Consider the following 26,953-nt stretch of genomic DNA (forward strand, 5'->3'; position numbering starts at 1 on the left):
CACGGCGGGAGGCCAGGCATGACCACCAAAGGGAATGCGGCGCTGGTACGCCGGCTGGAGGGGTCGACCCGGGCGACACTGCTGGAGTTGCTCTTCGACGTGGTCTTCGTGGCCGCCCTCGCACTGACATCGAAACTGCTGTCCGAAGAGCTCTCCTGGCCCGGCGGCGCCAAGCTGCTGTTGATGCTGACCGCCGTCTGGTGGACGTGGTCGGTCACCACGACCACTACCGAGTTCTACGATCCGCAGCAACGCCCCATCCAGGCCATCCTGATGATCGCCATGGTCGGGTCGGTGGGGATGGCGGCATCACTGCCGATGGTCACCATCGGGCACCAACTGCTCTTCGTGACCTCCTACGTCGGCACGCACGTGATCCGCTGCGTCATCCTGGTCGCCGCCCTGCACCGGCAGGGGCACCGGACGGCCAGGGAGCGGGCCACCCGGTTTCTCTTCTGGTTCACGGTGTCCGGCGTCTTCTGGGTCACCGGCGCGCTGTCGGACACCCCGAACTGGGCGCTCTGGACGATAGCCATAACGATCGACCTGGTCGCCGGGGCGGCCCGCTACCCCACACCCCGGCTGGGCCGGGTGCCGCTCGTGCAGTACGGGCGGACCACCGAGCACCTGGGCGAGCGGTACCAGCAGTTCATCATCCTGGCCCTCGGCGACATCGTCCTGTTGCCGACGCTGCAGGTCAGCCGGGGCCATCTCGATCACCTCCGGCTCGGTTCCCTGCTCTGTGCCTTTGCCACCATGCTGCTGCTCTGGCAGGTCTACGTCTTCCGCGCCGGCGAGCTGTTGGTGGAGGCCGAGTCCCAGGGGAGTCGGGCGACACGACTGGCCCCGTTCACCCACCTGGTCATGCTGGCCGGCGTCGCCGGCACTGCCGCCACCTTCGACCTGGTAGTCACCAGGCCGACCGGAACGACGCCGGTGCCGTGGCTCGTGCTGATCATCACCGGCCCGACGCTGTTCGTGGTCGGCCGCGCCCTCTTCACCCTGGCGGTGTCGTCGGTCATACCGTGGCGGCGAGTTGCCTGGCAGCTCCTGCCGCTGCTGGTGCTGCCGTGGGCCGGCGGCTGGCCGCCGGTGCTGGTGGCCACGATCGTGGCGCTCGGGTTGGCCGGCCACATCCTGTTTCCCGGAGCGGCCCGGGAGACCACTCCGGGCCTGCGAATGCGGCAACCCGGCGACTGACCTCCCCGGTCAGCCGACGTGTCCGGCCGCCCTCGTCCCCGGTTCGCGGGAATCGCCGATCCGGGGACGGCCCGCGTCGCCGCCGCCGATAATCCTCGAAGACGGCGGCGGGAGGCCGGGCATGACCACCGCAGGAACCGCGGCGCTGGTACGCCGGCCGGACGGGTCGACCCGGGCCACGCTGCTGGAGTTGCTCTTCGACGTGGTCTTCGTGGCCGCCCTCGCGCTGACCTCGACGCTGCTGACCGAGAACATCTCCTGGTCCGGCGGCGCGAAGGTGCTGCTGATGTTGACGGCCATCTGGTGGACCTGGTCGGTCACCTCCACCACGACCGAGTTCTACGACCCGCAGCAACGTCCCATCCAGGCCATCCTGATGATCGCCATGGTCGGGTCGGTGGGGATGGCCGCGTCGCTGCCCATGGTCACCGACGGGCACGCGTTGATCTTCGCGGTCTCGTACGTCGGCACGCACGTGCTCCGCGGCATGATCCTGATCACGTCGCTGTATCAGCAGCGCCACCGGGCGGCCACCATCCGGGCCACCCGGTTCCTGTTCTGGTTCGTGGTGTCCAGCGTCTTCTGGCTCACCGGTGCGGCGACCGGCGACGTGAACTGGGCGCTCTGGACCATCGCCATCGTGATCGACCTGCTGTCCGCGGCGGCCCGCTATCCCACGCCCTGGCTGGGCCGGGTGCCCATCGACCAGTACGAACGCACGACCGGGCACCTGGGCGAGCGGTACCAGCAGTTCGTCATCCTGGCCCTCGGCGACATCATCCTGGTGCCCACCATGCGGGTCAGCCGTACCGACCTCGATGGTGACCGGATCGTCGCGCTGTTCTTCGCGTTCGCCGTCATGCTGCTGCTCTGGCAGGTCTACGTCTTCCGGGCGGGCGAGTTACTGGAGGCCGGGGCCGGACCACAGTCGGGCCGACCGGCCCGGGTGGCCCCGTACACCCATCTGGTGATGTTGGCCGGCGTGGTCGCCACGGCGGCGTCGTTCGACCTGGTCGTCTCCCAGCCGACCGGGACGACGCCGGTCCGGTGGCTCGTGCTGCTCGTGGGGGGCCCGGTGCTGTTCGTGCTGGGCCGCGCGTTGTTCACCCTGCTGGTGTCCACGAACGTGCCGTGGTGGCGCATTTCCTGTCTGGTCGTGCCACTGCTCGTGCTCCCCTGGGCCGGTGGTTGGCCGCCGGTGCTGGTCGTCGTGGCCGTCGCGCTGGGGCTGGCAGGTCACGTGATGATCCCCGGGGCGGTCCGGGAGACCAGGCCGGGGCTACAGGTGCGGCGACCGCTCGGGTGAGCCTCAGCCGAGGTGCCGACCGGCCCACTCGGCGAGGTCCCGGGCGCAGGCGTCGACCGACTCCCGCCAGGTCCGGGCCGCGCCGTCGCCCGCCTCGTCACTGACCTGCTTGACCAGCCGGCACGGCACGCCGGCCTGCGCGGCGGCCCACGCCACCGCGTACCCCTCCATGTCGACCAGGTCGGCGCGCTGCGCCAACCGGTCCCGGGCCGCGTCGTCGGCCACGAACGTGTCACCGGTGGCCAGCACCGCGCCGTCGGTGGCCAGCGACAGCGGCGCACCGTAGGTCTCGCCGGTCAGCGACCGCAGCAGGTCGGTGTCCAGGTCGTGCTGGAGGACGGTGGCCACCTCGTGGATGCCGGCCAGCCCGGGCCGCAACGCCCCGGCCGTGCCCAGGTTGAGCAGCAGGGAGGGGCGCGGCCCGGCGGCCAGCACCGCGGCCACCGCGCTGGCGGCGTTCACCTTGCCCATGCCGGTGAGCAGGACCGGCAGGTCGGACGGCAGGTAGCGGGCCTCCTCCCCGACGGCGAGCACCACCAGCGGACGATCGGCCCGGACCGTACCCCGAAGATTCACCGGAGCATCGTACGGGCCGGCTCCTCGGTCGCCGACATCAGTCGTCGGCGAAGCGGTACAGGACGAAGTCCTTCTCCGCGCCGCAGGCGATCACGTGGGTGCTCCACGAGCAGGACGCGCTCCGGACGTCCTTCAGCTCACCCAACTCGTCGGGTTCGCCGGACTCGGCCCACACGCCGGCCAGCGCGCGGTTGTCGGTGACCGTGCTGGGCGCCTCGGCGAACACCAGCAGGTTGCCCGCGTCGAGCCGCACCCCCACACCGTCGCGGTCCCGCAGCACCGGCTTACCGGCGCTGTCGAAGAGAGTGAGGGCCGGCTCCGGGTACTCCCGCTGGGCGAGCACCTGCTCACCTACCGCGACCAGGCCGGTTGCGCCCGGCGCCGGGAAGCGTCTCGTGGGCTTGCCCTCGGTCGCCGCCACCACCTCGGTGCGCTCGGCGTCGTTGTCGGGCACCTGCAACAGGCAGGCCCGCCGCTCGCCGCAGGCGATCAACTCCTTCGGGCGGTACTCGTCGTTGCCGGCCCGGTGCAGCACCACCGGCTCCGCGTCGGAACCCAGGTCGTACGCCAGCAACTGGTACCCGCCCTCGTTGGCGGCCACGTACAGGCGGTCCCCGTCGGCGACCACCAGGTCGTCGAGGTCGGCGACGCTCCCCCACTGGCGCAGCACCCGACCGGAGACCATGTCGACCAGCCGCACCGACCGGTCCGCACCGACCTGGACGAGTCGCCGCCCCGAGCCCGCCCACGGGTCGCGGGGCGTGCCGTCGAGGAAGGCCGGCCCGCCCGCCGCCTCGGCACTGCCGACCGGCCGGACCACTGTGCGGTTACCGCCGTACTGGTCGCCGGGGTTGGCCTGGGTCCACTTCTGCGCGCCGTCCCCCAGCCGCAGACCGACGAGTTGGGCGGCCTCCCGGTCCACGAGCACCGCCGTGTCGTCGGCGAAGAAGACGTCGTCGTCACCGCGGACCGCGCGCTGCCACCGCTGCCTGCCGTCGCGACCGTCGAGCAGGGCCAGCGGCCGCAGGGTGCTGTCGCCGGGGGCGTCGGCCAGCACGGCGACCCCACCCGGTACGGCGATGATCGCCTCCCAGTCGGCGGCCCGGACGTCGGCCTGCTCGCGCCACACCTCGTCGCCGGTTCTCGCGTCGACGGCCACCACCTCCAGCCGATCGTCGGGAAGCGAGAACCCCAGGTAGGCCCGGTCGCCGAGGATCGCCGTCCACATGCCGGCCGGCCGCTCCGCGCCCGCCGCCGGCCGCGACAGCTCGCGCAACGACCGGAACTCCAGGTCGGGGTAGCGGTCACGGGTCAGGTAGAGAGCCGTCGCGGCACCCACCCCGACCACTGCCAGCACCGCCGCGAACACCAGCCAGCGCGCCCGGTGCCAGCGTGTCGCGCCGCCGGCCGAGGGGACCGTGACGCCGGCCCGGTCCGGACCGGGCGGAGGGCTCACCAGCGGGGTCGACCCGGGCCAGGGCGGCGACGGTACGGCCGGCGGCGCGGCCCCGGCCGGCGCGGGTGGGCTCATAGGGCTCGGCGCGGGCGGGCTTCCAGGGCTCGGCGCGGGCGGGCTCAATGGGCTCGGCGCGGGCGGGCTCAATGGGCTCGGCGGCCCCGCGTAGGCCGGGACCGGCTTGCGCAGTGGCAGGTCGGTCAGCGCGCCCTCGGCCACCGGCAACTCGGGCTGGTCCAGCACCGTCGGGGCGATCCCCAACTCGGCGTGCAGCATCCGGGCCACCAGCGGAATCCGGGACGAGCCACCGACGAGGAACAACCCGGCGAGCTGATCGGGGCGCAGGCCGGCCTCGGCGATCACCTCCCGGGCACGCTCGACCGCCCGACGCAGCAACGGCGTGGCCACCCGCTCGACGTCGGCGCGGGTCAGCTGGACCGTCTCGGCCACCCCCGGCACCGCCACCGGTGCGACGGTGGACCGGGACAGCGTCTCCTTCGCACCCCGTACCTCGTCCCAGAGCCGCACCTGGTCGCGGCGCTGCGCCGGGTCCGCCGGTCGGACCAGCCTCGCCCACTGCGCGGCGTGCCGCTCACCGACCACCTCGCCGACCCGCCGCACCAACGCGGCGTCGAGGTCGAGGCCGCCCAGGTCGGGCAGGCCACCGTCGGCGACGACGCGGAAGCCGGAGTCGCCCCACGGGTCGGCGCCCTCGTTGCGCAGCACCGCGACGTCGAGCGTCCCGCCGCCGAAGTCGAACACGGCGATCGCGCCGCCCACCGCCACCGGCCTCTGCAACACCTGCGTGTAGTAGCGGGCGGCGGCCACCGGCTCCCGCAGCAGCCGGGTGCCCGGCGGCGTCGGCCCGGCGAGGGTGTGCTCGGCGACCTGCGGCCAGCCCGCGAGCAGCAACGCGTCGGCGAGCACCTGCCGGCGCGTCGCGTCCCAGGCGGCCGGGCAGGTGAGGACGGCCGGGGGCAGGAAGCCGACGGCACCGACCGCGGCCCGCCCCACCGCCGCCAGCACCGCGGCGAGCAGGTCGGCCGGCGGGTACGGGCGGTCGCCGAGCAGCACCGTCGGCTCGTCCACCCGACGCTTCGGGTTCGCCTCGAAACGGGCCGGGTCGGTCTGCGCCAACCGTCGGGCGTCCCAGCCGGTGTGCAGGGTGCCGTCCGGGGCGGCGTACACGGCGGAGGGGCTGAGCGGTTGACCGTCCATCAGCAGCGGACGGGTCCGCCCGTCCGGCCAGCGCAGCACCGCGACCGTGTTGGACGTACCGAGGTCGACGCCGAGGGCGAAACCCTCGTGCTGGCCTGCCATCTGCCCGTTACCTCCGCCGAGACGAGGGGAATTCGCGAGCGCATCGTACGCAGGCCGCGCCGCCCCACTGATCACTCGGTCAGGGAAAGCGGTGATCCCGGCTCAGTGGGCGGAGCGGGCGGCGACGATCTGGCCTCCGCTGGTCTCCCCCGTCGGCTGGAACCCGAGCGTGAGGTAGAACCCCTCCGGGCCGTCCTCCCCCGCTTCCCAGGTCGTGTAGACCCGGTCGTGCCCTCGCCGGCGGGCCTCCGCGCGGACGGCGTCCACGGCGTAGCGGCCGTACCCCCGGCCCTGCTGCTCGGCGGCGATGTTCAGCCGCCACAGGCCCGAGCGCCGGTCGTCCGGTCGGTCCCACTCGATGTCGAAGAAGCCCATCAGGAAGCCGACGATCTCGTCACCCTCCACGATCAGACGTGGCCAGGCGACCTCGGGTTGCGCGTACGCCTCGGCGAGGGACCAGGCGACCGGCGACGAGTACTTCTCCTGGTCGGGTCGTACGGTCAGCCGGCACGCGGCTTCCACGTTGTGTTCAGTGATTGTCACCAGTGCGGGCACGCTCGCCACCATACCGAGCGGGACCCGTCAGCAGGCCGTCGAGCAGCCCGCGCAGTCCGAAGTGGAACCAGGTGTCGAGGTCGGTGTCGGGGCTGGTCTGCCCGGCCGCGGCGAGCCAGGGCCGTGTCCGGGTGCGGCCGGTCCGCTCCAGCCGCCGGCGGGTCGCCGACCACCACGCCGGGTAGGTGGTGTCGTCGGGATCCCGTCGGATGAGCAGGGCCATGCCCTGGATGTAGCCGCTGAACGCCAGATAGGCGCGGAACGCGTCGGCGGGGTCGTATCCGGCGCTGGTGAAGGCTGCCACGACGCGGTCGACCATGGCGAGGACCGCCGGGCCGGTCGGTGGCCGGTCGGTCGCGAGGACGGCCAGCAGCCAGGGGTGGCGGCGGTACATCGCCCACTCGTCGTCCGCCAGACGTTCGAGCTGCTGGCGTGGTTCCCGAGGCGGTGGCGTGGCGCGCGGCGCGCTGGTGGCGGTGATCCGCTCGGCCATCGCTCCGAGCAGTTCGGCCCGGTTGCGGACGTGCCGGTACACGGTGTGGGCGGGCATGCCGGTCCGTTGGGCGAGCACCCGCATGGAGACGGCGTCCAGGCCGCCGGAGTCGGCCAGCTCCACCGCGAGGCCGATCAACCGGTCGCGGGGGTCGCCTTCGGCGGGGGCGGGCAGGTCGGGGATGCGACGCGGCGTCGCGGACGGGCCGTGCTCGCGACGTCTGCGGTACGCGCGGGCCTGACATCGCCGGGAGCAGTAGCGGCGGGGACGACCACGGTCCGGGCCGGTGGGCAGGTCTGCTCCGCACTCGACACACCGGACGGTCACCAAAGCCGCCTCCATTTTCGTCACGGCACGTCGTGTGACGAAAGTACTCCAACCGGTCTGCCTGCGACGACAGGATCGACGGCATGAATCCGCCCAGCCGCAGGGATCTGCTCCGGGCCGGCGCAGTCGCCTCCGCCGCCGTCCTCTGTCCGTCCCCGGTCTCCGCCTCTGCGCCGTCGGAGGGCTGCGCACCAGCACTCGGCCCGGTCCGGGTGCTGCCTGACGATCCCCGGTACGAGGACCTCGTCCGTCGCGGTAACCGACGCTTCGTGGGCACACCCGACGAGGTACGTGTGGTCGGCTCGACCGACCAGGTCGTCTCGGCCGTGCAGGACGCGGTCCGCACCGGCCGGCGGGTGGCGGTACGCGGCGGCGGGCACTGCTTCGAGGGGTTCGTGGACGATCCGGCGGTCCGGATGGTGATCGACATGTCAGGGCTGACCGACGTGTACCACGATCCGCGCCGGTTCGGCTTCGCCGTCGAGGCGGGCGCGACGCTCGGTGAGGCGTACCGCCGGCTCTTCCTGGGTTGGGGGGTGACCGTCCCGGGTGGATCGTGCCCGGGAGTGGGCGTCGGCGGCCACATCGCCGGTGGCGGCTACGGTCGGCTCTCCCGGCTGCACGGACTCGTGGTCGACCACCTGTACGCGGTCGAGGTGGTCGTGGTGGACCGCGCCGGCACCGCCCGCGCCGTGGTCGCCACCCGGGAGCCGACCGATCCGCACCGCGACCTGTGGTGGGCGCACACCGGCGGGGGCGGCGGCACCTTCGGGGTCGTCACCAGGTACTGGTTCCGCACGCTGCCCACACCACCCGCGCGGGTGCTCGACTTCACCGTCACCTGGCCGTGGGCCGGCCTGACCGAGCGGGGTTTCCGCCGGCTCGTCGGCACCTTCGGCCGCTGGTGCGCCAGCCACAGCGCACCCGGCTCCCGAGGCAGACACCTGTACGCGGAGCTCGTCCTCTCCCGCCCCCAGGCCGGCGGCCACACTCTCACCGGGCAGGTGCCGCACGACAGCCGACACCTGTTCGACGAACTCCTCGCGGCTCTCGGTGACGGCGTCGGCGTCACCCCCACCGTCACGTCGGAGACGCGGCCCTGGCTGGCCGCCACACTCGGTGGTGAGAGCGACGACGGCAAGGGGTGGCGACTGAAGGTCAAGTCCGCCTACCATCGCGCGCCGCTGACCGAACGGCAGTCGCAGGTCGCCTACCGGCACCTCACCCGCGACGGTGACCTGCCGGCCGGCTCGTTGAGCCTGAACACCTACGGCGGAGCGACGAACGCGGTGTCACCGACCGCCACCGCCAGCGTGCGCCGGGACGCGTCGATGCTGCTGTTCTACCTGGCCGGCTGGGCGGACCCGACCGCCGACACCCGGCACCTGGCCTGGATCCGCGAGTTCTACGGCGAGATGTACGCCGACACCGACGGCGTGCCCCCGGGCGGCGCCTACATCAACTACCCCGACGTCGACCTCGTCAGCGCGGCCCGCCCGTGGCCGGACCTCTACCACGGCGCCAACTACCCCCGGCTGCAACAGGTCAAGGCCCGCTGGGATCCCCGTAACGTCTTCCACCACGCCCTGTCGGTGAGGCCACCCGGCCGTTGACCGACCCGGCACCGCCGCTGCGGGCACCCGCCTGCGCTGCCGCACGCGGGCCGTCCGCAACCCACCGCCGCCGACATCCAGCGTGCACTCGGCAGGCCGACCAGGTCGACCTACCGAGCAGCGATATACCTCAGAGTCATACTTATACCTCTGAGGTATATCGGTCATCACCGCATCCGCCCCGACAGCGGTGACCGGCGGTCACCGCTGTCGAAGAGCGTTCAGCCGGACGGTCCGATGCGCCATCCGAGCGCGTTCAACCCGCTGGTCAACCGATCGACGCGAAGTGCCGTGAACAGCCACAGCTCATCGTGATCAGTGACCTCGAACTGCACACCCGTGTTTCCGTGGCGTCGGATGGCGATCACGTTGTCGGCGGTGATCACCAGAGTGCCCGCCCAGATCTCCCGCAGCACGATGGAGTCCCGGTCCGCTCGGAGCCGGGCCATCGGCCAGCCCGAGTCGGCGCGGAAACCCCCACCACTCTTGGGGACGACCCGGACACCGCCCCGCAACGAGAAGCCACCCGCGCCCATCAGAGCCTCCCGGGAATCTGGTGATCAGAGATGGGCTGCGCGGCGCGTATCAGCCGGAGCTGACCGATCTCCGCGACGTTCTTCATCAACTCGGCGTTGACCCAACCGATCGTGTGCGTGACAGTGTGGTCGGTGTCGTTCTGCCACGGAAACGTGGCGACGCTGTCGAGGTCCGCCTCGGTGAGACTGTCGAGAACACCCAACCACTCGGTACGCATCCCCCGCAGCCAGACGACCGTCGGCTCCCCCGCGCCCGGCCACGCGACATCCGCGCGCTCCCGCGGCGGTCGGCCCCGAAGATGATCGATGGTGACCGTCCACCACCAGCCCATGTGCCAGGTCAGCCAACCGATCGTCGGCACCGGAATCGGGTCGGGCTCGGTGTCGGCCCAGTCCGGGGTCCAACTGCCGTCAGCGCCACGCCGCACGGACCAACAGTGTGCGGCAGGTTCCCAGAGGAAGTCGTCGGGCGCGAGTCGGTCGAGGTGGTACTCGAACAGCGACCAGGCCAGGTCGAACTGCCAGCGCAGGAGGGCAAGGGAAGGCACGGACATCCGGCAATCCTGCCGGACACCGCAGATCTTGGACAGTTTCCGTTCACGCGGCGGGCCGCGAAGACGGAAACTGTCCAAGATCTCGCGACGGCGTCGCCGTCGACAGGGACAATCGCTGCGAGCCGGGCGCGAACGATCAGGGGGCGTCGTCGGCGGGGCACCGATCCGAGAGGGCGTAGCGGAGCAGGACCACGTCGCCGATCTGACGGGCCTCGGCGAGCCGGGCACGACGGCCGGGGTGCCAGGGGAAACGACCCTCGCCGACAAACCGGGGCGCCCGCCCGTCGCCGACGAAGAACGGGGCGACCACCAGGTGCAGCTCGTCGGCGAGACCGGCGGCGAGGAACTGCGCGTGGACCGTCCCACCGCCCTCCACCATCAGCCGCCGTACGCCCCGCGCGGCGAGGTCGGTCAACATCCAGTCGGGGTCGACCGGCTCTCCCGCGTCGACAACCGTGGCCAGGCGGCCGAGGCGTTCCCGGGTCTTCTCAGCCGCGCCGGTGGCGCAGTAGACGAGTCGGGTCGACTCGCCGGCGGTGAAGAACCGGGCGCTGGGGTCGAGGTCACCCTGGGCGGTCACCGTGACCTTGGCAGGCGACTCGGGTCGGCCACCCGCCACCCGCTCGGCGCGTCGGTCCGCCGACCGCACCAGCAGCCGAGGATTGTCACGGCGGACCGTGCCGGCGCCGACCAGGATCGCGTCGCAGCTGGCCCGGACCGCGTCGACCCGGTCCAGGTCGTCGGCGTTGGAGAGCAGTAGCCGTTGGTCGGAGGCGTCGTCGATGTACCCGTCGATCGACGCGGCGCAACTGAGCAGCACGTACGGCCGCGTGGACTCCGACCGGCCGCTCATCGGGAGGCGGGCCGGTCGGAGGTGCGGGTCGTGAGGGCTTCCGCCGCCTCGGTCTCCGCCGCCTTGGCCGCCTTGGCCGCCAGGTAGCCGGCGTTGGCCGGGGAGAGGAACACACTGGTGGGCACCCGTTCGGCGACGTCCACGCCCAACCGCGTCAGCTGCTCGGCCTTGTCGGGGTTGCTGCTGAGCAGTCGGACTCGCGGCACTCCCAGCGTGGCCAGCATCTGCGCGGCGACCGTGTAGTCCCGCTCGTCCTCGCCGCGCCCCAGCGCCACGTTGGCCTGGTAGGTGTCCAGACCGGCGTCCTGCAACGCGTACGCGTCGAGTTTGGCGTACAGGCCGATGCCCCGGCCCTCCTGCCGCAGGTAGAGCAGGAACCCGCCGGTCTCGGCGATCCTCTGCACCGCCTCGTGCAACTGCGGCCCGCAGTCGCAGCGTTGGCTGCCGAACACGTCGCCGGTCAGGCACTCGCTGTGGGGGCGGACCAGCGGGGGTTCTCCGCCGGCGGCGAGCCGGTCCAGCGCGCCCGCCCAGTCGCCCAGGCCGAACGCCAGGTGCTCCCGGCCGTCCACCAGACCCTTGAACGTGAACACCCGGACGGTCGTGGCGTAGCCGTTGGGAAACGTCAGCGGCACAGTGACCTGCGTACGGATCGTGGCTACCGGCAATGCTTCGGGCATGGGACTCCTCTGTCCGGCGTCACCGACACACGGCGACGCGTACGTCTCACCACCCACTCAACACCCGCCGGCGGAGGCGGCTTCCCGGGCGGGGGCCGGGGTCCGGGAACGCCGGGCCAGCAGCACGGCGGCTCCGGGCAGGCTGGCGACCAACACCAGTGCACCGTAGACAGTGGCGGTCGCGACTCCCTCGGCCGCGCTGAGCCCGGCCGCGCCGAACACCCACGCGGCCACCCCCTCGCGGGGTCCGAAGCCGGCGACGTTCAGCGGCAGGCCCATGGCGAGCAGGGCCAGCAGTGTCAACGGCAGCAGCCGCGACAGGGGGGCGTCCGACCCGGCGGTCCGTGCCGCCACCAGGAAGGTGGCGAGGTGACCGGCGACCATGACCGCGGAGGCGATCAGCACGCCGAGCCAGGTGCGCCGGGCCAGCAGGCCGGAGCGCACGTCCGCCACGGCGGTACGTAGTGCCCGCGCCCACCGGGACGGGCCGGCGTTCGGCACGACCCGGGCCACCAGCACGGCGACCAGCCCGCCTGCGACCAGCAACGCGGCGGCGAGCGGCAGATACTGCCGCACCGGCGACGGGAAGGCCGCGAGCACCACCAGCGCGACGCCGACCAGGACCACCTGCCCGGCGGTACGTTCCCACACCACCGCGCGGATGCCCCGGCTCACGTCACCGGCGTCCCGGCCGTGGCGTACCGCCCGGTGCACGTCGCCGAGCATCCCGCCCGGCAGAGTGGCGTTGAGGAACACCGCCCGGTAGCAGTGCGCCACAGCTGTCGCCAGCGGCAGCCGTACGCCGAGGCCGCCGGCGACCAGGCTCCACCGCCAGGCCGCGCAGACAGTGGTGAGCACCCCGATGGCCAGCGCCGCGCCCAACGCGGGCGCGTCGATCAGCCGCACCCCGGCGAGGAACGGGCCGCTGCCCACCTGCCACAACAGGACGGCGAGCAGACCCACCCCACCGACCACTCGTGCCCAGGCCCAGAACATCGGCGTCGGCCCTCCCCTTGAAGATCGTCCACTTGCCCTAGTCCACGTACCCAGGGCGTGAACGGTTCATCCACCGGCGAGGAGGTCGCTGTGTTCGACCAGCACGGTGAGCTGTCCGGCCGCTGCCTCGTCCAACCGGCGACGGGCGTACGCCCGGGCCGGGCCGGCCAGCTCGGGGCGCTGCTCGCACGCCGCGCCCAGCCAACCCCGCAGCCACTCGGCGGCCAGGTCGGCCTGCTCCGGGCCGAGCCGCCACGGGCTGGGCCGTTCCCGCACGTCGACGCCGTGGCGGGCGAACGCGGCGACGGTGGCGGCCACGGCGTCCGGGCCGAGCAGTCGTCGACCGTCGACGGTACGTCGCTGGTGCTCGTTGAACGCGGCCTCGACCTCCGCGTCCAGCGGGTCGGCCGGGGTGAGCAGGACCCGTCCGGTCACCGAGACGGCGAAGAGGGTGGGCCGGCCGACACAGGCGGCCACCACCCGGTCGATCTCGTCGGCGGTGAGCATGTCCAGCAGCGCGGACGCGGTGACCAGGGAAGCGTCGGCCAGGTCGGCGGCGTCGAGCCGGGTGAGGTCACCGCAGCGGGTGCTGACGGTCACCGGGGCGCCGTCGGCGGCGACCACCCCGGTCATGCCCTCGGCGACCCGGGCCAGCAGCTCTGCGTCCCGGTCGTGCAGCACCCAGTGCTGCGGACCGGGTAGGCGGGCCGCCACCCAGCGGCTCATCGAGCCGGTGCCGCTGCCCAGGTCGTGGATCACCGTCGGGGACGCGCCGGCCAGCCGGGGGCGGACGGCGTCCAGCAGGTCCTCGGCACGCGCCGCCGCGTCTGCCGGCTCGCGCAGGCGCAGCCAGTCGGCGAACGACAGGGTCTCCTCGACGGTCATCCCGCCACCTCCTCCAGCGCGGCGGCCAGCAACGCGGTGGTCACCGGCCAGTCGGTCAGGGTGTCGCGCCGGGCCAGGGCGGCCCGCCGCAGCCGGGCGCGTAGCGCGTCGTCGGTCAGCCAACCGATCAACGCCCCGGCCAGCGCGGCCGCGTCGTCGGGCGCGACCAGCAGGCCCGGCCGGTCCCCGTCGGGCGCGTACCCGAGCGCCTCCGGAAGCCCGCCGACGTCGGTGGTCAGCACCGGCAGGCCGCGGGCCAGCGCCTCCGTGACGACCATGCCGTACGTCTCACCCCTGGACGGCAACACCAGCAGGTCGGCGTCGTCGTACGCGGCGTCCAGCGCCGCACCGGTCAGCGGGCCGACGAATCGCACCCGTTCGGTGAGGCCCGCGCCGGTGAGCCGCTCGCGCAGCCGTCGCACCAGATCCGGCTCCCGGTGCAGGGTGCCCGCGCACACCATCGTCCAGGGCAGCCCGACCACCGTGGACAAGGCGTCGACGAGTACGTCGTACCCCTTGTGATGGGTGACCGCCGCGACGCAGAGCAACCGTTTGCCGGTGACCGAGCCGGGTGCCGCCGGCGCCGGTCGCACCCCGGGCGGCGCGGCCCGGACGCGGTCGGCGAGGGTCCGGTGGCGGGTGACGAGGTGGCGGCGGGTCCACTCGCTGGTGGTCACCACGGCCCGGGCGGTGGCCAGCGCCCGGGCCTCCGCCTCGTCGTCGAGCGGCAGATGCACCAGGACGACCAGGCGCAGCCGGCGGGCGTGCGGAACGAGCAGGTCCGGCACCGTCGAGGCGATCAGGCCGTCGAGCAGCACCACGCCGTCGTCGGGCAGGGCGGCGAGGACCTCGGCCAGCTTCGCCCGGTCGACCGGGTCGGGGTCCGGCCACGCGCCGGACACCGGGTGCTCGCGCACCGACCAGCCCTGCTCCCCGAGCCCGGCGCAGATCCGCCGGTCGTAGGTGTTGCCACCGCTGGGAGCTGCCGGATCGTCGATGTCGCCGGGCAGGACGACGTGCACCGAACGGCCGGTCGTGTCCGACCCGTCGGCGGGCGCCGCCCGCCCGGCATCGATCACAGCGACCGCTCGTAGCTGGCCCAGGCGATGTGCGACTCGTGCAGGGTGACGGTGATGCCGGTGAGGTCCCGCGCTCCCGCGCCCAGGTCGCCGGCGTGCACGCGCTCGACCAGCCGGTCCGCGATCGTGCGGGCCAGCACCTCGGTGGTGGTGTTCACCCCGGCGAAGGCCGGCTCGTCGTCCAGGTTGCGGTAGGTCAGGTCGCCCAGCACGGCCTTCAGCTGCTCGGTGGCCAGGCCGATGTCGACGACGATCCCGTCGGCGTCCAGGTCGGGCCGGCGGAACGTCGCGTCCACCACGAACGTCGCCCCGTGCAGACGTTGGGCCGGGCCGAACACCTCGCCCTGGAAACTGTGGGCGATCATGATGTGATCCCGAACGGTCACGCTGAACACTGTCACTCCCCGTCGTCGTAGGTGATGAGGTGGCAGAGCGCGGGCAGGTCGCCCGTGCTCAGTCGGGCAAGCACGTCGGGCAGCTCCGTGAACCGGGACGCCCCGGTGATCAGGGCGTCGAAGGCCGGGTCGTCGAGCAGGTCCAGGGCGAGTGCCAGCCGGTCGGCGTAGCTGCGCCGTCCCCGCCGGGCGGGCGCGACCATGCCGACCTGACTGCTGCGTACGGTCAGCCGGCCCGAGTGGAACGACCCACCCAGCGACACCTGCACCGGGCGGTCGCCGTACCAGCTCAGCTCGACCACTGTGCCCTCCGGCGCGAGCAGGTCCAGCGAGCGTTGCAGGCCGGCGCCGGTGGCGCTGGCGTGCACGACGAGGTCACGGTCGCCGCGCGCGTCGGCCGGTTGGGCGAACTCGACGCCGAGCGCGCCGGCCACCCCGGCCCGGCGGGCGTCGGTGTCGACCAGCTGGACGTCCACGCCCGGGTACCGGGCGAGCAGCGCGGCGACGCAGCAGCCCACCATGCCCGCGCCGATGACGGTGACGCGGTCGCCGATCAGCGGCGCGGCGTCCCACAGCGCGTTGACGGCGGTCTCCACAGTGCCGGCGAGCACCGCCCGGGCGGGAGGCACGCTGTCCGGCACGGGCACCACGGCGGTGGCCGGCACGACGTACGCGCTCTGGTGCGGGTGCAGGCAGAACACCGTCCGCCCGAGCAGGTCGGCGGGGCCCTGCTCGACCACGCCGACGCTGAGGTAGCCGTACTTCACCGGGCCGGGGAAGTCGCCGTCCTGAAAGGGCGCGCGCATCGCGGCGTACTGGTCGGGGGGCACCCGGCCGGCGAAGACCAGCGTCTCGGTGCCCCGGCTGACGCCGGAGTAGCGGGCTCGGACCAGGACCTCGTCGGGCCCGGGGACGGGCAGCGTCACCCGGCGGATCTCCGCCGCGCCGGGCTCGCGCACCCAGCAGGCGTACGCCTCGCGGTTCACCGTCGCACACCTCGTCTCCTGCTCCGGCCAGACCCGACGGTCCGGCTTCCGTGCCCCGGTCGGGGTCGTCGATCATAAACACGGCGCTACGGTGTACGCGGTTCGAAGCCGTCCCCAGTGATCTCCAATCCGGACAAAAATGGACAGCCTCGCTTTTGCCCTATCGTCGTACGTGGCCGCTCCGATGACGACGGTCATCTCGTCGATGCGCTCGGGCCGTCAGGTCGGACTTCGACCGTCGCGGCGTCGTCCCCGGCGATCGGGTAGCCGATCGCGGCGACGTCTTCCCGCAGGTCGGCGATGGTCGGCTGAGGATTCAGCGCCTGTGTCACGGTGTCGGTGAGCGGTCGGTGGGCGACGATGTGCTCCACTGCCGCCCGGTCGACCGTCATCTCGTAGTAGTCGACGGCGAACTCGACGAAACGGTCGACGATGTCGTCGACCGTCCACCAGTCCCGGCCACAACGCGTGATCCGGACGACCATACGGCGACATCGCCGACTCGTGGTCGAAGAGCCGGATGAATGCGCCGTCGGCGGTGAACACGACAGCCCACTCGTCCCCGCTGCCGTTGCTCATCAGCGCCGCCTCGTCCGTGCCCCAGGTCGAGGTGTAGGTGTAGTAGGGGTCTCCACCGTCGATGACGCGCTCGAGTACGGCCAATGCTGTGCAGCGCTGCCGTAGCCGCTCGATGGCGGGGAGCCTGGCGGCGACCTCGTGTGCGTTCACCGGGTCACCCTAGTGATGCGGCAGCACCCCCGACTCGGGGGCGAGGGCCCGGATGAAGAACGCCAGGGTGTCGCGGATCAGCGGCTCCAGCGGCACTCCGCCGAAGCAGTGGTCGGCGCCCCGCGCCACCGACAACTCGACCTCGGCACCCGCCGCTGTCAATGCCGCGGCAAGCTCCTCGCTCTGCCCCACCGGTACGACGAGGTCCTGGTCGCCGTGGATCAGCAGCATGGGTGGGGCCTGGTCGGTGACGTAGGTGACCGGACTGGCCGCCCGACCCAACTCCGGGTTGTCGGCCAGCGGGGCGCCGATCAGCAGTGACTCGGGCGAGTCGGCCGCGTCGTGGTCGATCGTTCCGGACGGGTGCGCCTGCGACTGCATCGTCAGCAGGTTCGACGGCGCGTACCAGCAGACCGCCGCCTGGACGCCGCTGTCGTCCCGGTCGTCTCCGGTCAGGGCGAGCATCGAGGCCAAGTGCCCTCCGGCCGACTCACCCCACACCCCGATCCGCTCGCGGTCCACGCCCACCGTGTCGCCGTGTCGGCGCAGCCAGCGCACCGCCGCCTTGACGTCGTCGAGTTGGGCGGGAAAGGGCGCCTCGCCGCTCAGTCGATACTGGGCGGAGGCGACGGCGAACCCGGCCCGGATGGCGGCGGTGAACGGATCCGCCTCCATGAGCCAGTCCGGCGGGCGCTTGGGCGAGCCGAACAGCCACGCGCCGCCGTGGATCCACACCAGGACCGGGACCGGTCGGGGTGCCGCCACCGGCACGACAAGGTCCAACGTCAGCGGGCGGAAGCCCGGGACCTCGTTGACGACGATGTCACAGTGCTCGATCCGGTCGGGCCACCGCCGGGATGCCGCATCGATCATCGGCCCATCCTCGCACCAGTCCGGGGCCGCGATTGATCGACACGAGATCGCCGACGTGGGGGTGTCCCGGTGGCTCGGATACCCCGATGTCGGCGAACCCGAGTTGATCAAGCTTTCGCGTCGGACGTGGCGGGGCGGGCGCGGACGTGCAGCCGCTCCCCCTGCGGCCCGAACAGGATCAGGGCCTCGGCGGGGCCGGGGCCGGGGTTGAGGACGCGGTGCGGGACCCGGGTGTCGAACTCCGCCACCTCGCCCGACGTCAGGATCAGGTCGTTCTCGCCGAGGAGCAGACGCAGCCGCCCGGAGAGCACGTAGAGCCACTCGTACCCCTCGTGCGTCTGCTGGCTCCGATCGCCGGTGGGGGCATCCGGCGGGAAGATCACCTTGAACGCCTGGAGACCCCCCGGTCGGCGGGTCAGCGGCAGGAACGTGATGCCGTGCCTGACCATCGGTTTGGGGCGTACCCGGGGGTCGCCGGTGTCCGGTGCGTCGACCAGTTCGTCCAGCGCCACCTGATAGGCCCGGGCCAGCGGGAGCAGCAGCTCCAGGGTGGGCCGGCGGTTACCCGACTCCAGCCGGGACAGGGTGCTCACCGAGATGCCGGTGAGGTCGGCTAGCTGGGTGAGCGTGATCCCGCGTCGGGTGCGCAGGGCGCGCAGCCGGGGACCGACCCCGGCCAGCGCGACGGCGTCGTCTTTTGCCACAACGGCAAGGATAGTTGCCACCCGGCTGGTGGCGACGGATGGTGGTCCCAGACGACAAGCAAGAGGAGAGACCAGTGGACGAGACATACGACGTGGTGGTGGTGGGTGGCGGCGCCGCTGGGCTCAGCGGAGCCCTGGCGCTGAGCCGGGCCCGACGGTCGGTGCTGGTGGTCGACTCCGGGGAACCACGCAACGCGCCCGCCGACCGGATTCACAACTACCTGGGCCGGGAGGGGACGCCGCCGGGCGAGTTGCTCGCGACCGGTCGGGCCGAGGTGGCCGGGTACGGCGGGCAGTTCCGCACCGGGCGGGTGGAGGCCGCGACCCGGGACGACGACGGGTTCCTGCTGAGCCTCGACGGCGGGGATTCGGTGCGGGCCCGGCGGCTGCTGGTGACCACCGGCCTGACCGACGAACTGCCCGACGTGCCGGGCCTGGCGCAGCGGTGGGGGCGCGACGTGCTGCACTGCCCGTACTGCCACGGCTGGGAGGTCCGGGACCAGCGCATCGGCGTCCTGGCGACCGGCCCGTTGGCAGTGCACCAGGCGGAGATGTGGCGACAGTGGAGCCCCAACGTGCTGCTCCTGCTGCACGGCTCCCCCGCACCGGACGCGGAGGTCGCCGAGCGGCTCGCCGCCCGGGGCATCGCGGTGGTGCCGGGGCCGGTCGCCGAGGTCGAGGTGACCGACGACGCGTTGAGCGGTGTACGGCTCGCCGACGGCCGGGTGGTGGCGCTCGACGCGGTCGTGGTGGCGACGCGGCTGACCCCTCGCGCCGGGTTGCTGGTGGGGCTGGGTCTGGCCCCGGAGGAGGTGATGATGGGTGAGCACGTCATCGGTGCCCAGATCCCGGCCGACGCCACCGGCGCGACGACCGTTGCGGGTGTCTGGGTGGCCGGCAACGTGGCCGATCTCCGCGCTCAGGTGATCACGTCCGCGGGGGCCGGCCTGAACGCGGCGGCGGCGATCAACGCCGACCTGATCGCCGAGGACACCCGTGTCGCGGTCGCCGAGTACCGGCAGGTGGTGGCCACCGCGTTCGAGGAGCCGGCGTGGGAGGAGCGCTACCAGTCGCGACCGGCGGTATGGAGTGGGCGGCCGAACCCGCAGCTGGTCGCCGAGGTCGCCGACCTGGCCCCGGGGCGCGCGCTGGACGTGGGCAGCGGGGAGGGCGCCGACGCGGTGTGGCTGGCGGAGCGCGGCTGGCAGGTCACTGCCGTGGACATCTCCGCCACCGCGCTGACCCGGGCCGCCGCCAACGCCGACACCGTCGGCGTCGGCGACCGGATCGAGTTCACGCACGCCGACCTGCGCGACAAGCCGCCGGCCGAGGAGGCGTACGACCTGGTGTCCGCGCAGTTCATGCACCTGCCGCCGGAGCAGCGGCGGGAGTTGTTCGCCCGGTTGGCCGCGGCGGTGGCTCCCGGCGGCGTTCTGCTGATCGTCGGGCACCACCCGTCGGACCTGTGGACGACGGCTCGTCGGATGCACATGCCGGACATGATGTACACCGCGCAGGACGTGGCCGCCGGCCTGGACCCGTCGCACTGGGAGGTGCTCACGGCCGAGGCCCGTCCCCGCCCGGCCACCGACCCGGACGGCAACGACGTGACGATCCACGACGCGGTCCTCCTGGCGCGCCGCCGATAGCCGGCGACCTGCGTCGATCATGGAGTGGTACGGGCTGACAAAGGTGGTGAGTCCACAGCTTTCCGGCACCACACATCCATGATCGGCGCGGGAGCGGGCGGGGCGCGGGGCGACAACGTGAGACGTGGTGGGGCGGGACTTCGCATCAGCTCGGCTCGGCGGTAGCGTTGCGCCACACTGACGGCCCGCGGGGCAGGCGACCGCCGACCCTCACGCCCCCGAATCGTACGGAGGATGGTGCATGTCCATCGGCGCCGAGTCGCGCGCAGGACGCGACGATGCGGCCTCACGGCCGGACTTCGATGTCACCCTGCGCGGCTACGACAAACGCCAGGTGGACCGGCACCTGGAGCAACTCGACGGCCAGATCGCGATGCTCAGTGGGGAGCACGGGCGCTCCGCCGTCCGCGTCCGCGAGTTGACCGCCGAGGTGGAGCGCCTACGGACCGAACTAGCCGACCTTCAGGAGAAACCGGTGCAGGTGGACCGCGCGACGATCCACGACCTGGGCCCGATGGTCGCCGAGATCATGGCTCTCGCCGACAAGCAGGCCACGATGATCACCGAGTCGGCCACCGACCGCGCGAACGAACTGCGCAGCGAGGCGGAACAGATCCTCGCCGACACCAGGGAACGCGCGACGCAGGCACGCCAGGATCTGGCCGAGGAGTTGACGACCCGGCGGGCCGAGCAGGAGCAGGCGCACGAGGAGCGGCGCACGCTGGCCGAGGCCGAGCTGACAGCGATCCGCGAGCACGCGGAGCAGTTGCGCGCCGACGGTGAGGCGGCGCACGAGCGCGCCCAGCACGAGGCGAAGCGGATCACCGAGCAGAGCGCGCAGCAGCTCAACCAGACCCGGGTCGCCGCCGACGCGCTGATGAAGTCGGCCCGCACCCAGATCCAGCAGGAACTCCAGTCGGCCCGGGCGAAGAACCAGCAGGAGATGGCCCAGTGGCAGGCCAGCGTGGAGCGGGAGGTCAACGAACGGCGGGCCGCCGCCGAGCGGGACATCGCCGAGCAGCAGGCCGCCGCCGAGCAGGAGCTCGCCGAGCAGAGCAGCGCGACCGAGCAGCAGATCGCCGCGCTGCTGGCCGAGGCGCAGCAGCACGTGACCGAGCTGCGTAACCGCGCCGACGAGCAGGCCGCCGTCCACCAGGAGCAGCTCACCGCCCTTCAGCAGGAGATCGCGGAGCGCCAGCAGGAGTCCGCCGAGCTGCACGCCGAGTTGGACACCGCCCGTCAGCAGCTCGCCGAGATCCGCCAGGAGGGCGAGACGCTGGAGGACGAGCTGTCGCGGATGCAGCAGCGCCTCAGCGAGGTCCGCCGGGACCTCACCGCCGAGAGCACCCGGTTGGAGGAGGCCCGGCGGGCCGGGGACTCCGCCGAGCGACACGCCAAGGAGGTTCGCGCCCGGGTGCAACGGGAGGCGAAGCGGGTGGCCGACCTCGCCGCCGCCGCGGTCATGGCCGCGGCTGCCGGCGGGACGGAAACCGCCGAGTACCCGATGGTGGGCTCCCGTTCCGGCACCGACCGACCCGCTCCCGAGCGGTCGGGGGTCGAGCGGCTCATCGTCGAGCGCAACGGCGTGCCGCCCGTCGTCGCGGAGCGGCCCACCAACCAGGACGCGGGCACCAACCCGGCGTCGGCCGACCGGTCCCACGACCAGGCATCGGCGTACTCCCCCGATCACTCTTCCGATGCGGTCGCGGCCGAACCCGAGCCCGAGCCGACCAGCGCCGAACCTGTCGATGCGTCAGAGCCGACGGACGAACCAGTCGCGGACCGTCCGGCCACCCAGGAGGTACGCCCCGAGCCGACCTTCCCCCGGCACATCGGCACGGACGCGCCGACGCCCGTACCGTTCCTCGCCTTCGGGCAGCCGGTCAGCGAGAACGGCGCCGCCCGCCACTGATCGTCACGGCGGTTGGTTCCACCCCCGGACACCCCGGTGACCAGCGCTGATCAAGTGATGAAAAGTAGCTCGGAATGGGCCGGAAGACCTTCTTTCCATCACTTGATCAGGGCAGGGGGCGGATTCTGCGCGGAACCGGGTCGCCGAGATCTGCCGACCTGACAGGCTTGGCAGGCCGTCCCGCAGCACGACGGCGACCCGCCCGGACCACACGCCACCGGTGGGCCAGCCGCCCCGGCCACGCGCCACCGGGTCGCCCGCAGCGCCGCCCGCCGAGAGGAGCAGTCGGTGACCGACCGACCGGAGGAGTTCGACCTGCTCGTCGTGGGCGGCGGAAAGGCCGGCAAGACGTTGAGCATGGACGTCGCCCGCTCCGGGCAACGGGTCGCGATGGTCGAACGCGGCATGATCGGCGGCAGTTGCATCAACGTCGCGTGCATCCCGACGAAGGCGCTGGTGACCAGCGCCCGGGCGGCCCGCCACCTGCGCGACGCGGGCGCGCTCGGCCTGGTGGTACAGGGCGGCCAGGTCGACGTCGATCTGCTGCGTGCGCACAAGCAGGACGTGGTCGAGGGGATGGTGGCCGCCAACCGGCAGCAGTTCCTCGACTCCGGCCTGCACCTGGTCATCGGGGAGGCCCGGTTCGTCGGCCCCCGGACGGTACGGGTCTCGCTCGCCGACGGCGGCGAGCGGCTGCTGCGCGGCGCGGACGTGGTGATCAACACGGGTACGCGTCCACACCTGCCCTCGGTCCCCGGGATGGCCGAGGCGGGGGTGCTGACCAGCGACACCCTGCTGCGCCTGGATCGGCTCCCGGCCCGGCTGGTGGTGCTCGGCGGTGGCACAGTCGGGGTGGAGTTCGCGCAGATGTTCGCGTCGTTCGGCAGCGCGGTGACGCTGGTCGAGGGCGGGCCGCGGCTGCTCACCCGCGAGGATCCCGACGTCAGTGACGCGGTGATGCGGGTCTTCGTCGACGACGGCATCGACGTACGGGTGGGTGTCGCGGTGGCGCGGGTCGACCGGGACGTCGACGGCGCGATCCGGGTGACGCTCGACGACGGCAGCCTGGTGACCGGGGACGACGTGCTGGTGGCCGCCGGACGGGAACCGGTCACCGACTCCCTCGGCCTGGACGTGGCCGGCGTACGTCTCAGCGAGCGGGGCTTCGTGGAGGTCGACGAGCACCTTCGCACCACCGCCGAGCACACCTGGGCGGCCGGGGACGTCGCCGGCAGCCCGCAGTTCACCCACGTCTCGTTGGACGACTACCGGATCATCCGGGCGAACCTCGCGGGTGGACAGCGCAGCACCGCCGACCGGCTCGTCCCGTACACCGTCTTCACCACCCCGGAGCTGGCGCGGGTCGGGCTCACCGAGACCGAGGCGCGTCGCGCCGGGTACGACGTCGAGGTCGCCCGCCTACCGGTCGCCGCGATCCCCCGGGCACGCACCCTGCGTCAGACCCAGGGCATGTGGAAGGCGGTCGTCGACGCCGGCAGCGACCGGATCCTCGGCGCGGCGCTGCTCGGGCCCGAGGCCGGCGAGGTGATCACGTCGGTGCAGTTGGCCATGCTCGCCGGGATGCCGTGGACCGCTCTGCGCGACGCGGTCATCACCCATCCGACGATGACCGAGGGTCTCAACCTGCTCTTCGCCTCGTTGCAGTCCCGCCCGGTCCGCTGACCACCGGCTAACCGGCGATCTCGTCGCGTACCCGCTGCTGGAAGGCGCGGGCCTGCCCGCCGGTGGGTGGCGGCCCGCCGTGCCGCGCGGCGATCGCGCGGTGGATCACCTCGGCCGGGTCGCCGGCGTCGGCCAGCCGCTGACCGGCCGCTACCTTGGCGAGCCAGACGCCGTCGCGGTGCCGTACCAGCGATCGGCAGGCGCCAAGTACGGCGTCCTCGGTGCCGGGCGCGGGCTGGTCGTCCGGTGGTGTCGGCAGGGCGAGCCACCAGGACAGCGCCTCGACGAGCAGCCGACGCAGGTCGGCCGCCGTGAGGTCGGCGAAGACCTGCCCGGCGGGCGGGCCGAGCAGCGGCAGTCCGCTCTGGTGCAGGATGCTGCGGTCCAGCCCGTACCAGAAGCGTCCGTCGGCGGACGGTCGGTCGGCGGGGTCGAGTGTGCACCGGAACGGCATGGCGGCACCCGTGTTCAGTTCGACCTCGAAGCCGGGCTCCGGTGTTCCGGACGCGGCCACGGCCCGGTCGTAGGCCACCAGCTCCAGTCCCCGTGCCGGGCAGGGCAGCGCCTCGTGTCGCAGCCGCGCCACCACCTCCCGTCTGGCTGCCTCGGTGAGCGACCCGGCGCTGACCAGCGCCACGTCCACGTCGCTGCGGCCGGGTTGGTAGGCGCCGAGCCCCACCGAGCCGGCCGCGTACGCGCCGACCAGATCGGCGCCGAGCACGCCCCGGGCGGCGGCGACAAGGTCGTCGAGGTAGCGCTGGAGTGCGGAGTCCACGCGCCCATCGTGACGGGCGGACGGCGGCGGCCCGACGGCGGGGCCGTGAAACCTCGGTACCGGGCATTCCGCGTCAACCATCACGAACTTTCGTAGGGACATCAGCAACTTTTGATGAATTGAGGCGAAGACATGGACAGCTCGATCGAAACACCTTAATGTCTCGACCCATCCACCCGGTGTTTCCGCAACGTCACTCGTCGGCGTCGAGGACGTTACGGCGCCGGGCCCGACGGCCTCTCCTCACCGCTGATCCTCGCCCGGCCGCCGGACACTCCACCGCCTCCTGGAGGAACGATGGGCACACCCCTGCTACGCCGACTCCGCCCACCCGTCCTGGGTACGCTCGCACTCGTCCTCACCGCCAGCGCCTGGGCCGCTCCGGCCGCCGCCGCCCCCGCACAGGAACCGGGCGTCACGCTTCGCGTCTTCGACGTGCAGGTGCCGCTCTCCGAGATCTGCACCCTCAAGCCGGCGCAGACCCCCAACGTGGACAAGCTGATGTCCACGATCAACTGGACCTCGGCGGCCGACTTCGGCTTCGAGGACAACTTCGTCTCGCAGGTGCTCGGCAACATCACCGCCACCCAGGCCGGAAGCTACACGTTCCGGCTCAGCAGCGACGACGGTTCCAAACTGTCCATCGACAACAGCGTGGTGATCAACCACGACGGGTTGCACGGCGCGACCCCACCCAAGGAGGGCACCGTCACCCTCACCGCCGGGTTGCACGCACTGCGCATCGACCACTTCGAGCGAGGAGGTGGGCAGCAGATCACCCTGGAATGGAAGACACCCGGCTCGTCGTCCTTCGTGGTCGTACCGAACTCGGCGCTGAGCACCGACGCCGGCGTGGTGCGGGTGACCGCGCCGGGCCGCAAGGAGTGCGAGGGCATCGCCGACACTCCCGGCGACGGCCTGCCGCTGACCGGGGTGCACCCCGGGTACACGCTGACCAACCTGCGGCCCAGCGGGTTCCAGCCGAAGGTCACCGGAATGGACTGGCTGGCCGACGGCCGACTGGTCGTCTCCACCTGGGGTGGCAGCGACCAGTCCGGCACCTCCCAGGACGGTGAGGTCTGGATCCTCGGCAACACCGGCGGCGCGACCACTCCGGGCGCGGTGACCACCAAGAAGATCGCCGGTGGGCTGAAGGAGCCGATGGGGCTGAAGATCGTCGACGGGGTGGTCTACGTCTCGGAGAAGCAGCGGCTCACCCGGCTGGTGAACACCGGCGGCGACGAGGTGGCCGAACGCCTGGAGACGGTCGCCACCTGGCCGTACGGGGGCAACTTCCACGAGTTCGCCTTCGGCCTGCTCTACGCCGACGGGTTCTTCTACCTGAACCTGTCGGTGTCGATCAACTCCGGCGGCGCCACCACCAACCCGCAGCCCGCCACCAACCGGGGCACCACCCTCAAGGTCAACAAGGACACCGGCGCGATCAGCTACGTCGCCGGTGGTCTGCGTACCCCGCACGGCATCGGCTGGGGCCCGGAGGGCGGCATCTTCGTCACCGACAACCAGGGCGGTTGGCTGCCCTCGTCCAAGCTCGTGCACATCAAGCAGGGCCGGTTCTTCAACCACTACACGAACCCGGCCGGCCCGTTCGACAAGGCCCTGGTCACCCCGCCGGTGCTGTGGATGCCGCAGAACGAGATCGCGAACTCCCCCAGCACCCCGCTGTACCTGACCAGCGGCCGGTACGCCGGCCAGTTCGTCATCGGCGACGTGACGTACGGCGGCCTGCAACGGGCCAACGTGGAGAAGGTCAACGGCGAGTACCAGGGCGCCCTGTTCCGGCTCACCCAGGGCCTGGAGGCGGGCGTCTCCGAGGTCAACATCGGCCCGGACGGCGCGATCTACGTCGGCGGGCTCGGCGCGGGCGGCAACTGGGGCCAGACCGGCAAGCTGGCGTACGGCCTGCAGAAACTCACCCCGAACAGCACCACGACGTTCGAGATGCTCGCCATGCGAGCCACCACCGCCGGCTTCGAGGTGGAGTACACCCAGCCCGTCTCGGCGGCAACCGCCGCCGAACTGGCGTCGCACTACAAGATCAAGCAATGGCGGTACGTGGCGACGTCGGCCTACGGCGGGCCGAAGGTCGACGAGGAGACGTTGACCGTCACCTCGGCCACCCTGTCGGCGGACGGGAAGAAGGTCAGCCTCGTGGTGGCGGGTCGAAAGGCCGGTCGGGTGGTGCATCTGCGCTCGCCCCGTCCGTTCACCTCCACCAGCGGCCAGTCACTGTGGAGCACCGAGGCGTGGTACACGCTCAACTCCATCCCGGGCAGCCCGCCACCGCCCACCGGCGGCACCATCACCGGCGTCGGCGGCAAGTGCCTGGACGTCGACAACTCCGGTCTCGCCGACGGCACGAAGATCCAGCTCTGGACCTGCAACGGCACCGCCGCCCAGTCCTGGACGCGGGTCGGCGACACGTACCGGGTGCTGGGCAAGTGCCTGGACGTGGACAACGCCGGTACCGCGAACGGCACGAAGATCCAGCTCTGGACCTGCAACGGCACCGGCGCGCAGGTCTGGCAGCCGCAGAGCGACGGGTCGATCCGCAACCCCCAGTCCGGCAAGATCATGGAGGCCGCTGGCGGCAACACCGGCGACGGCACCCAGATCCAGCTCGGCACGTACGGGGGCAGCGCCCACCAGAAGTGGGTGGTCAGTAGCGGGGTAACCGGCTGACCTCGGACGAGGGGCGTGGTCTGACCGACGGGTGAGGCCACGCCCCGCCCGTCCACGGCAAGATGTTGTGGCGGCGCGCCAGGGACCGACCGGTCAGCGACGCATGAGGCGCGCG

Annotated in this window: 24 protein-coding genes; 7 read left to right on the forward strand and 17 right to left on the reverse strand. The window is 72.4% G+C overall.

The genetic code is table 11. The features are described from left to right. The first annotated feature begins 18 nt into the window (after nucleotides 1-18). Entirely contained in the window at nucleotides 19-1,200 is a 1,182-nt protein-coding gene (locus O3438_RS07390; RefSeq protein WP_269679224.1) for a low temperature requirement protein A, read from the forward strand. A 121-nt stretch (nucleotides 1,201-1,321) separates the two neighbouring features. Then, nucleotides 1,322-2,506, forward strand: a complete 1,185-nt coding sequence (locus tag O3438_RS07395) for a low temperature requirement protein A (RefSeq protein ID WP_269679225.1) — start codon at nucleotides 1,322-1,324, stop codon at nucleotides 2,504-2,506. A gap of 3 nt (nucleotides 2,507-2,509) precedes the next feature. Here the strand turns inward: O3438_RS07395 and O3438_RS07400 are convergent, their stop codons facing one another. The 4 genes from O3438_RS07400 to O3438_RS07415 all read right to left on the reverse strand — a co-directional run bounded on the left by O3438_RS07400 (nucleotide 2,510) and on the right by O3438_RS07415 (nucleotide 7,233). After that, entirely contained in the window at nucleotides 2,510-3,082 is a 573-nt protein-coding gene (locus O3438_RS07400) for a nucleosidase (RefSeq protein WP_269679226.1), read from the reverse strand. Nucleotides 3,083-3,119: 37 nt separating this feature from the next. Next, a complete protein-coding gene (locus O3438_RS07405) occupies nucleotides 3,120-5,858 on the reverse strand; it encodes an Hsp70 family protein (protein WP_269679227.1) in 2,739 nt (912 codons plus the stop codon). A 102-nt stretch (nucleotides 5,859-5,960) separates the two neighbouring features. Continuing rightward, nucleotides 5,961-6,413: a GNAT family N-acetyltransferase gene (locus O3438_RS07410; protein ID WP_269679228.1), complete on the reverse strand. Its 453-nt coding sequence runs from the start codon at nucleotides 6,411-6,413 to the stop codon at nucleotides 5,961-5,963. After that, on the reverse strand, nucleotides 6,388-7,233 hold the full coding sequence (locus O3438_RS07415; protein WP_269679229.1) for a TetR/AcrR family transcriptional regulator: 846 nt from the start codon (nucleotides 7,231-7,233) through the stop codon (nucleotides 6,388-6,390). The genes O3438_RS07410 and O3438_RS07415 overlap by 26 nt, the downstream gene beginning before the upstream one ends. A gap of 83 nt (nucleotides 7,234-7,316) precedes the next feature. On the opposite strand from O3438_RS07415, the gene O3438_RS07420 reads away from it, so the two are divergent. Then, on the forward strand, nucleotides 7,317-8,846 hold the full coding sequence (locus O3438_RS07420) for an FAD-binding oxidoreductase (RefSeq protein ID WP_269679230.1): 1,530 nt from the start codon (nucleotides 7,317-7,319) through the stop codon (nucleotides 8,844-8,846). A gap of 221 nt (nucleotides 8,847-9,067) precedes the next feature. Here O3438_RS07420 and O3438_RS07425 read toward each other — a convergent pair whose 3' ends face one another. The 12 genes from O3438_RS07425 to O3438_RS07480 all read right to left on the reverse strand — a co-directional run bounded on the left by O3438_RS07425 (nucleotide 9,068) and on the right by O3438_RS07480 (nucleotide 18,116). Continuing rightward, nucleotides 9,068-9,382 carry a hypothetical protein gene (locus O3438_RS07425; protein WP_269679231.1) on the reverse strand — a complete coding sequence of 105 codons (315 nt, stop codon included), beginning with the start codon at nucleotides 9,380-9,382 and terminating at the stop codon, nucleotides 9,068-9,070. Then, nucleotides 9,382-9,936: a DinB family protein gene (locus tag O3438_RS07430; protein ID WP_269679232.1), complete on the reverse strand. Its 555-nt coding sequence runs from the start codon at nucleotides 9,934-9,936 to the stop codon at nucleotides 9,382-9,384. Before O3438_RS07430 ends, O3438_RS07425 begins: the two co-directional genes overlap by 1 nt. Before the next feature lie 136 nt (nucleotides 9,937-10,072). Further along, nucleotides 10,073-10,789 carry a RibD family protein gene (locus tag O3438_RS07435; RefSeq protein ID WP_269679233.1) on the reverse strand — a complete coding sequence of 239 codons (717 nt, stop codon included), beginning with the start codon at nucleotides 10,787-10,789 and terminating at the stop codon, nucleotides 10,073-10,075. Beyond that, complete coding sequence (locus O3438_RS07440; RefSeq protein ID WP_269679234.1) at nucleotides 10,786-11,469, reverse strand: GTP cyclohydrolase II; 684 nt, start codon at nucleotides 11,467-11,469, stop codon at nucleotides 10,786-10,788. The genes O3438_RS07435 and O3438_RS07440 overlap by 4 nt, the downstream gene beginning before the upstream one ends. Before the next feature lie 57 nt (nucleotides 11,470-11,526). Next, complete coding sequence (locus O3438_RS07445) at nucleotides 11,527-12,465, reverse strand: lysylphosphatidylglycerol synthase transmembrane domain-containing protein (RefSeq protein WP_269679235.1); 939 nt, start codon at nucleotides 12,463-12,465, stop codon at nucleotides 11,527-11,529. 66 nt (nucleotides 12,466-12,531) lie between these two features. After that, the gene (locus tag O3438_RS07450) at nucleotides 12,532-13,350 is read right to left on the reverse strand and encodes a class I SAM-dependent methyltransferase (protein ID WP_269679236.1); all 819 of its coding nucleotides are present in this window, start codon (nucleotides 13,348-13,350) and stop codon (nucleotides 12,532-12,534) included. Beyond that, complete coding sequence (locus O3438_RS07455; RefSeq protein WP_442929710.1) at nucleotides 13,347-14,426, reverse strand: glycosyltransferase family 4 protein; 1,080 nt, start codon at nucleotides 14,424-14,426, stop codon at nucleotides 13,347-13,349. Before O3438_RS07455 ends, O3438_RS07450 begins: the two co-directional genes overlap by 4 nt. Continuing rightward, complete coding sequence (locus O3438_RS07460; protein WP_269679238.1) at nucleotides 14,426-14,824, reverse strand: 6-pyruvoyl trahydropterin synthase family protein; 399 nt, start codon at nucleotides 14,822-14,824, stop codon at nucleotides 14,426-14,428. The genes O3438_RS07455 and O3438_RS07460 overlap by 1 nt, the downstream gene beginning before the upstream one ends. Before the next feature lie 2 nt (nucleotides 14,825-14,826). Then, the gene (locus O3438_RS07465) at nucleotides 14,827-15,810 is read right to left on the reverse strand and encodes a zinc-dependent alcohol dehydrogenase (RefSeq protein WP_088991627.1); all 984 of its coding nucleotides are present in this window, start codon (nucleotides 15,808-15,810) and stop codon (nucleotides 14,827-14,829) included. A 194-nt stretch (nucleotides 15,811-16,004) separates the two neighbouring features. After that, a complete protein-coding gene (locus O3438_RS07470) occupies nucleotides 16,005-16,295 on the reverse strand; it encodes a hypothetical protein (RefSeq protein WP_269679239.1) in 291 nt (96 codons plus the stop codon). Nucleotides 16,296-16,548: 253 nt separating this feature from the next. Next, nucleotides 16,549-17,412 (reverse strand): alpha/beta hydrolase, encoded by an 864-nt coding sequence (locus O3438_RS07475; RefSeq protein ID WP_269679240.1) that lies wholly within the window; start codon nucleotides 17,410-17,412, stop codon nucleotides 16,549-16,551. A 107-nt stretch (nucleotides 17,413-17,519) separates the two neighbouring features. Continuing rightward, nucleotides 17,520-18,116: a helix-turn-helix domain-containing protein gene (locus O3438_RS07480; RefSeq protein WP_269679241.1), complete on the reverse strand. Its 597-nt coding sequence runs from the start codon at nucleotides 18,114-18,116 to the stop codon at nucleotides 17,520-17,522. 38 nt (nucleotides 18,117-18,154) lie between these two features. Between O3438_RS07480 and O3438_RS07485 the strand changes: the two genes are divergently transcribed. From O3438_RS07485 to O3438_RS07495, 3 genes are all read left to right on the forward strand, one after another. Next, entirely contained in the window at nucleotides 18,155-19,765 is a 1,611-nt protein-coding gene (locus O3438_RS07485) for an FAD-dependent oxidoreductase (RefSeq protein WP_442929575.1), read from the forward strand. Between the two features lie 241 nt (nucleotides 19,766-20,006). Next, nucleotides 20,007-21,677: a DivIVA domain-containing protein gene (locus O3438_RS07490; RefSeq protein ID WP_269679243.1), complete on the forward strand. Its 1,671-nt coding sequence runs from the start codon at nucleotides 20,007-20,009 to the stop codon at nucleotides 21,675-21,677. A 288-nt stretch (nucleotides 21,678-21,965) separates the two neighbouring features. Then, entirely contained in the window at nucleotides 21,966-23,360 is a 1,395-nt protein-coding gene (locus tag O3438_RS07495) for an FAD-dependent oxidoreductase (RefSeq protein WP_269679244.1), read from the forward strand. A 7-nt stretch (nucleotides 23,361-23,367) separates the two neighbouring features. On the opposite strand, the gene O3438_RS07500 is transcribed toward O3438_RS07495, so the two are convergent. After that, nucleotides 23,368-24,135 (reverse strand): nucleotidyltransferase domain-containing protein, encoded by a 768-nt coding sequence (locus O3438_RS07500; protein ID WP_269679245.1) that lies wholly within the window; start codon nucleotides 24,133-24,135, stop codon nucleotides 23,368-23,370. Between the two features lie 297 nt (nucleotides 24,136-24,432). Between O3438_RS07500 and O3438_RS07505 the strand changes: the two genes are divergently transcribed. Then, the gene (locus O3438_RS07505; RefSeq protein WP_269679246.1) at nucleotides 24,433-26,838 is read left to right on the forward strand and encodes a ricin-type beta-trefoil lectin domain protein; all 2,406 of its coding nucleotides are present in this window, start codon (nucleotides 24,433-24,435) and stop codon (nucleotides 26,836-26,838) included. The last annotated feature ends 115 nt before the right edge of the window (nucleotides 26,839-26,953 follow it).

It is taken from the genome of Micromonospora sp. WMMC250 (assembly GCF_027460215.1).
GTDB lineage: Bacteria > Actinomycetota > Actinomycetes > Mycobacteriales > Micromonosporaceae > Micromonospora > Micromonospora taraxaci.

Coding starts and splice junctions, on each gene's coding strand:
- O3438_RS07390 (WP_269679224.1), top strand. CDS start 19: ATGACCACCAAAGGGAATGCGGCGCTGGTACGCCGGCTGGAGGGGTCG.
- O3438_RS07395 (WP_269679225.1), top strand. CDS start 1,322: ATGACCACCGCAGGAACCGCGGCGCTGGTACGCCGGCCGGACGGGTCG.
- O3438_RS07405 (WP_269679227.1), bottom strand. CDS start 5,858: ATGGCAGGCCAGCACGAGGGTTTCGCCCTCGGCGTCGACCTCGGTACG.
- O3438_RS07435 (WP_269679233.1), bottom strand. CDS start 10,789: ATGAGCGGCCGGTCGGAGTCCACGCGGCCGTACGTGCTGCTCAGTTGC.
- O3438_RS07450 (WP_269679236.1), bottom strand. CDS start 13,350: ATGACCGTCGAGGAGACCCTGTCGTTCGCCGACTGGCTGCGCCTGCGC.
- O3438_RS07490 (WP_269679243.1), top strand. CDS start 20,007: ATGTCCATCGGCGCCGAGTCGCGCGCAGGACGCGACGATGCGGCCTCA.
- O3438_RS07445 (WP_269679235.1), bottom strand. CDS start 12,465: ATGTTCTGGGCCTGGGCACGAGTGGTCGGTGGGGTGGGTCTGCTCGCC.
- O3438_RS07475 (WP_269679240.1), bottom strand. CDS start 17,412: ATGATCGATGCGGCATCCCGGCGGTGGCCCGACCGGATCGAGCACTGT.
- O3438_RS07505 (WP_269679246.1), top strand. CDS start 24,433: ATGGGCACACCCCTGCTACGCCGACTCCGCCCACCCGTCCTGGGTACG.
- O3438_RS07430 (WP_269679232.1), bottom strand. CDS start 9,936: ATGTCCGTGCCTTCCCTTGCCCTCCTGCGCTGGCAGTTCGACCTGGCC.
- O3438_RS07440 (WP_269679234.1), bottom strand. CDS start 11,469: ATGCCCGAAGCATTGCCGGTAGCCACGATCCGTACGCAGGTCACTGTG.
- O3438_RS07485 (WP_442929575.1), top strand. CDS start 18,155: ATGGTGGTCCCAGACGACAAGCAAGAGGAGAGACCAGTGGACGAGACA.
- O3438_RS07420 (WP_269679230.1), top strand. CDS start 7,317: ATGAATCCGCCCAGCCGCAGGGATCTGCTCCGGGCCGGCGCAGTCGCC.
- O3438_RS07470 (WP_269679239.1), bottom strand. CDS start 16,295: ATGGTCGTCCGGATCACGCGTTGTGGCCGGGACTGGTGGACGGTCGAC.
- O3438_RS07425 (WP_269679231.1), bottom strand. CDS start 9,382: ATGGGCGCGGGTGGCTTCTCGTTGCGGGGCGGTGTCCGGGTCGTCCCC.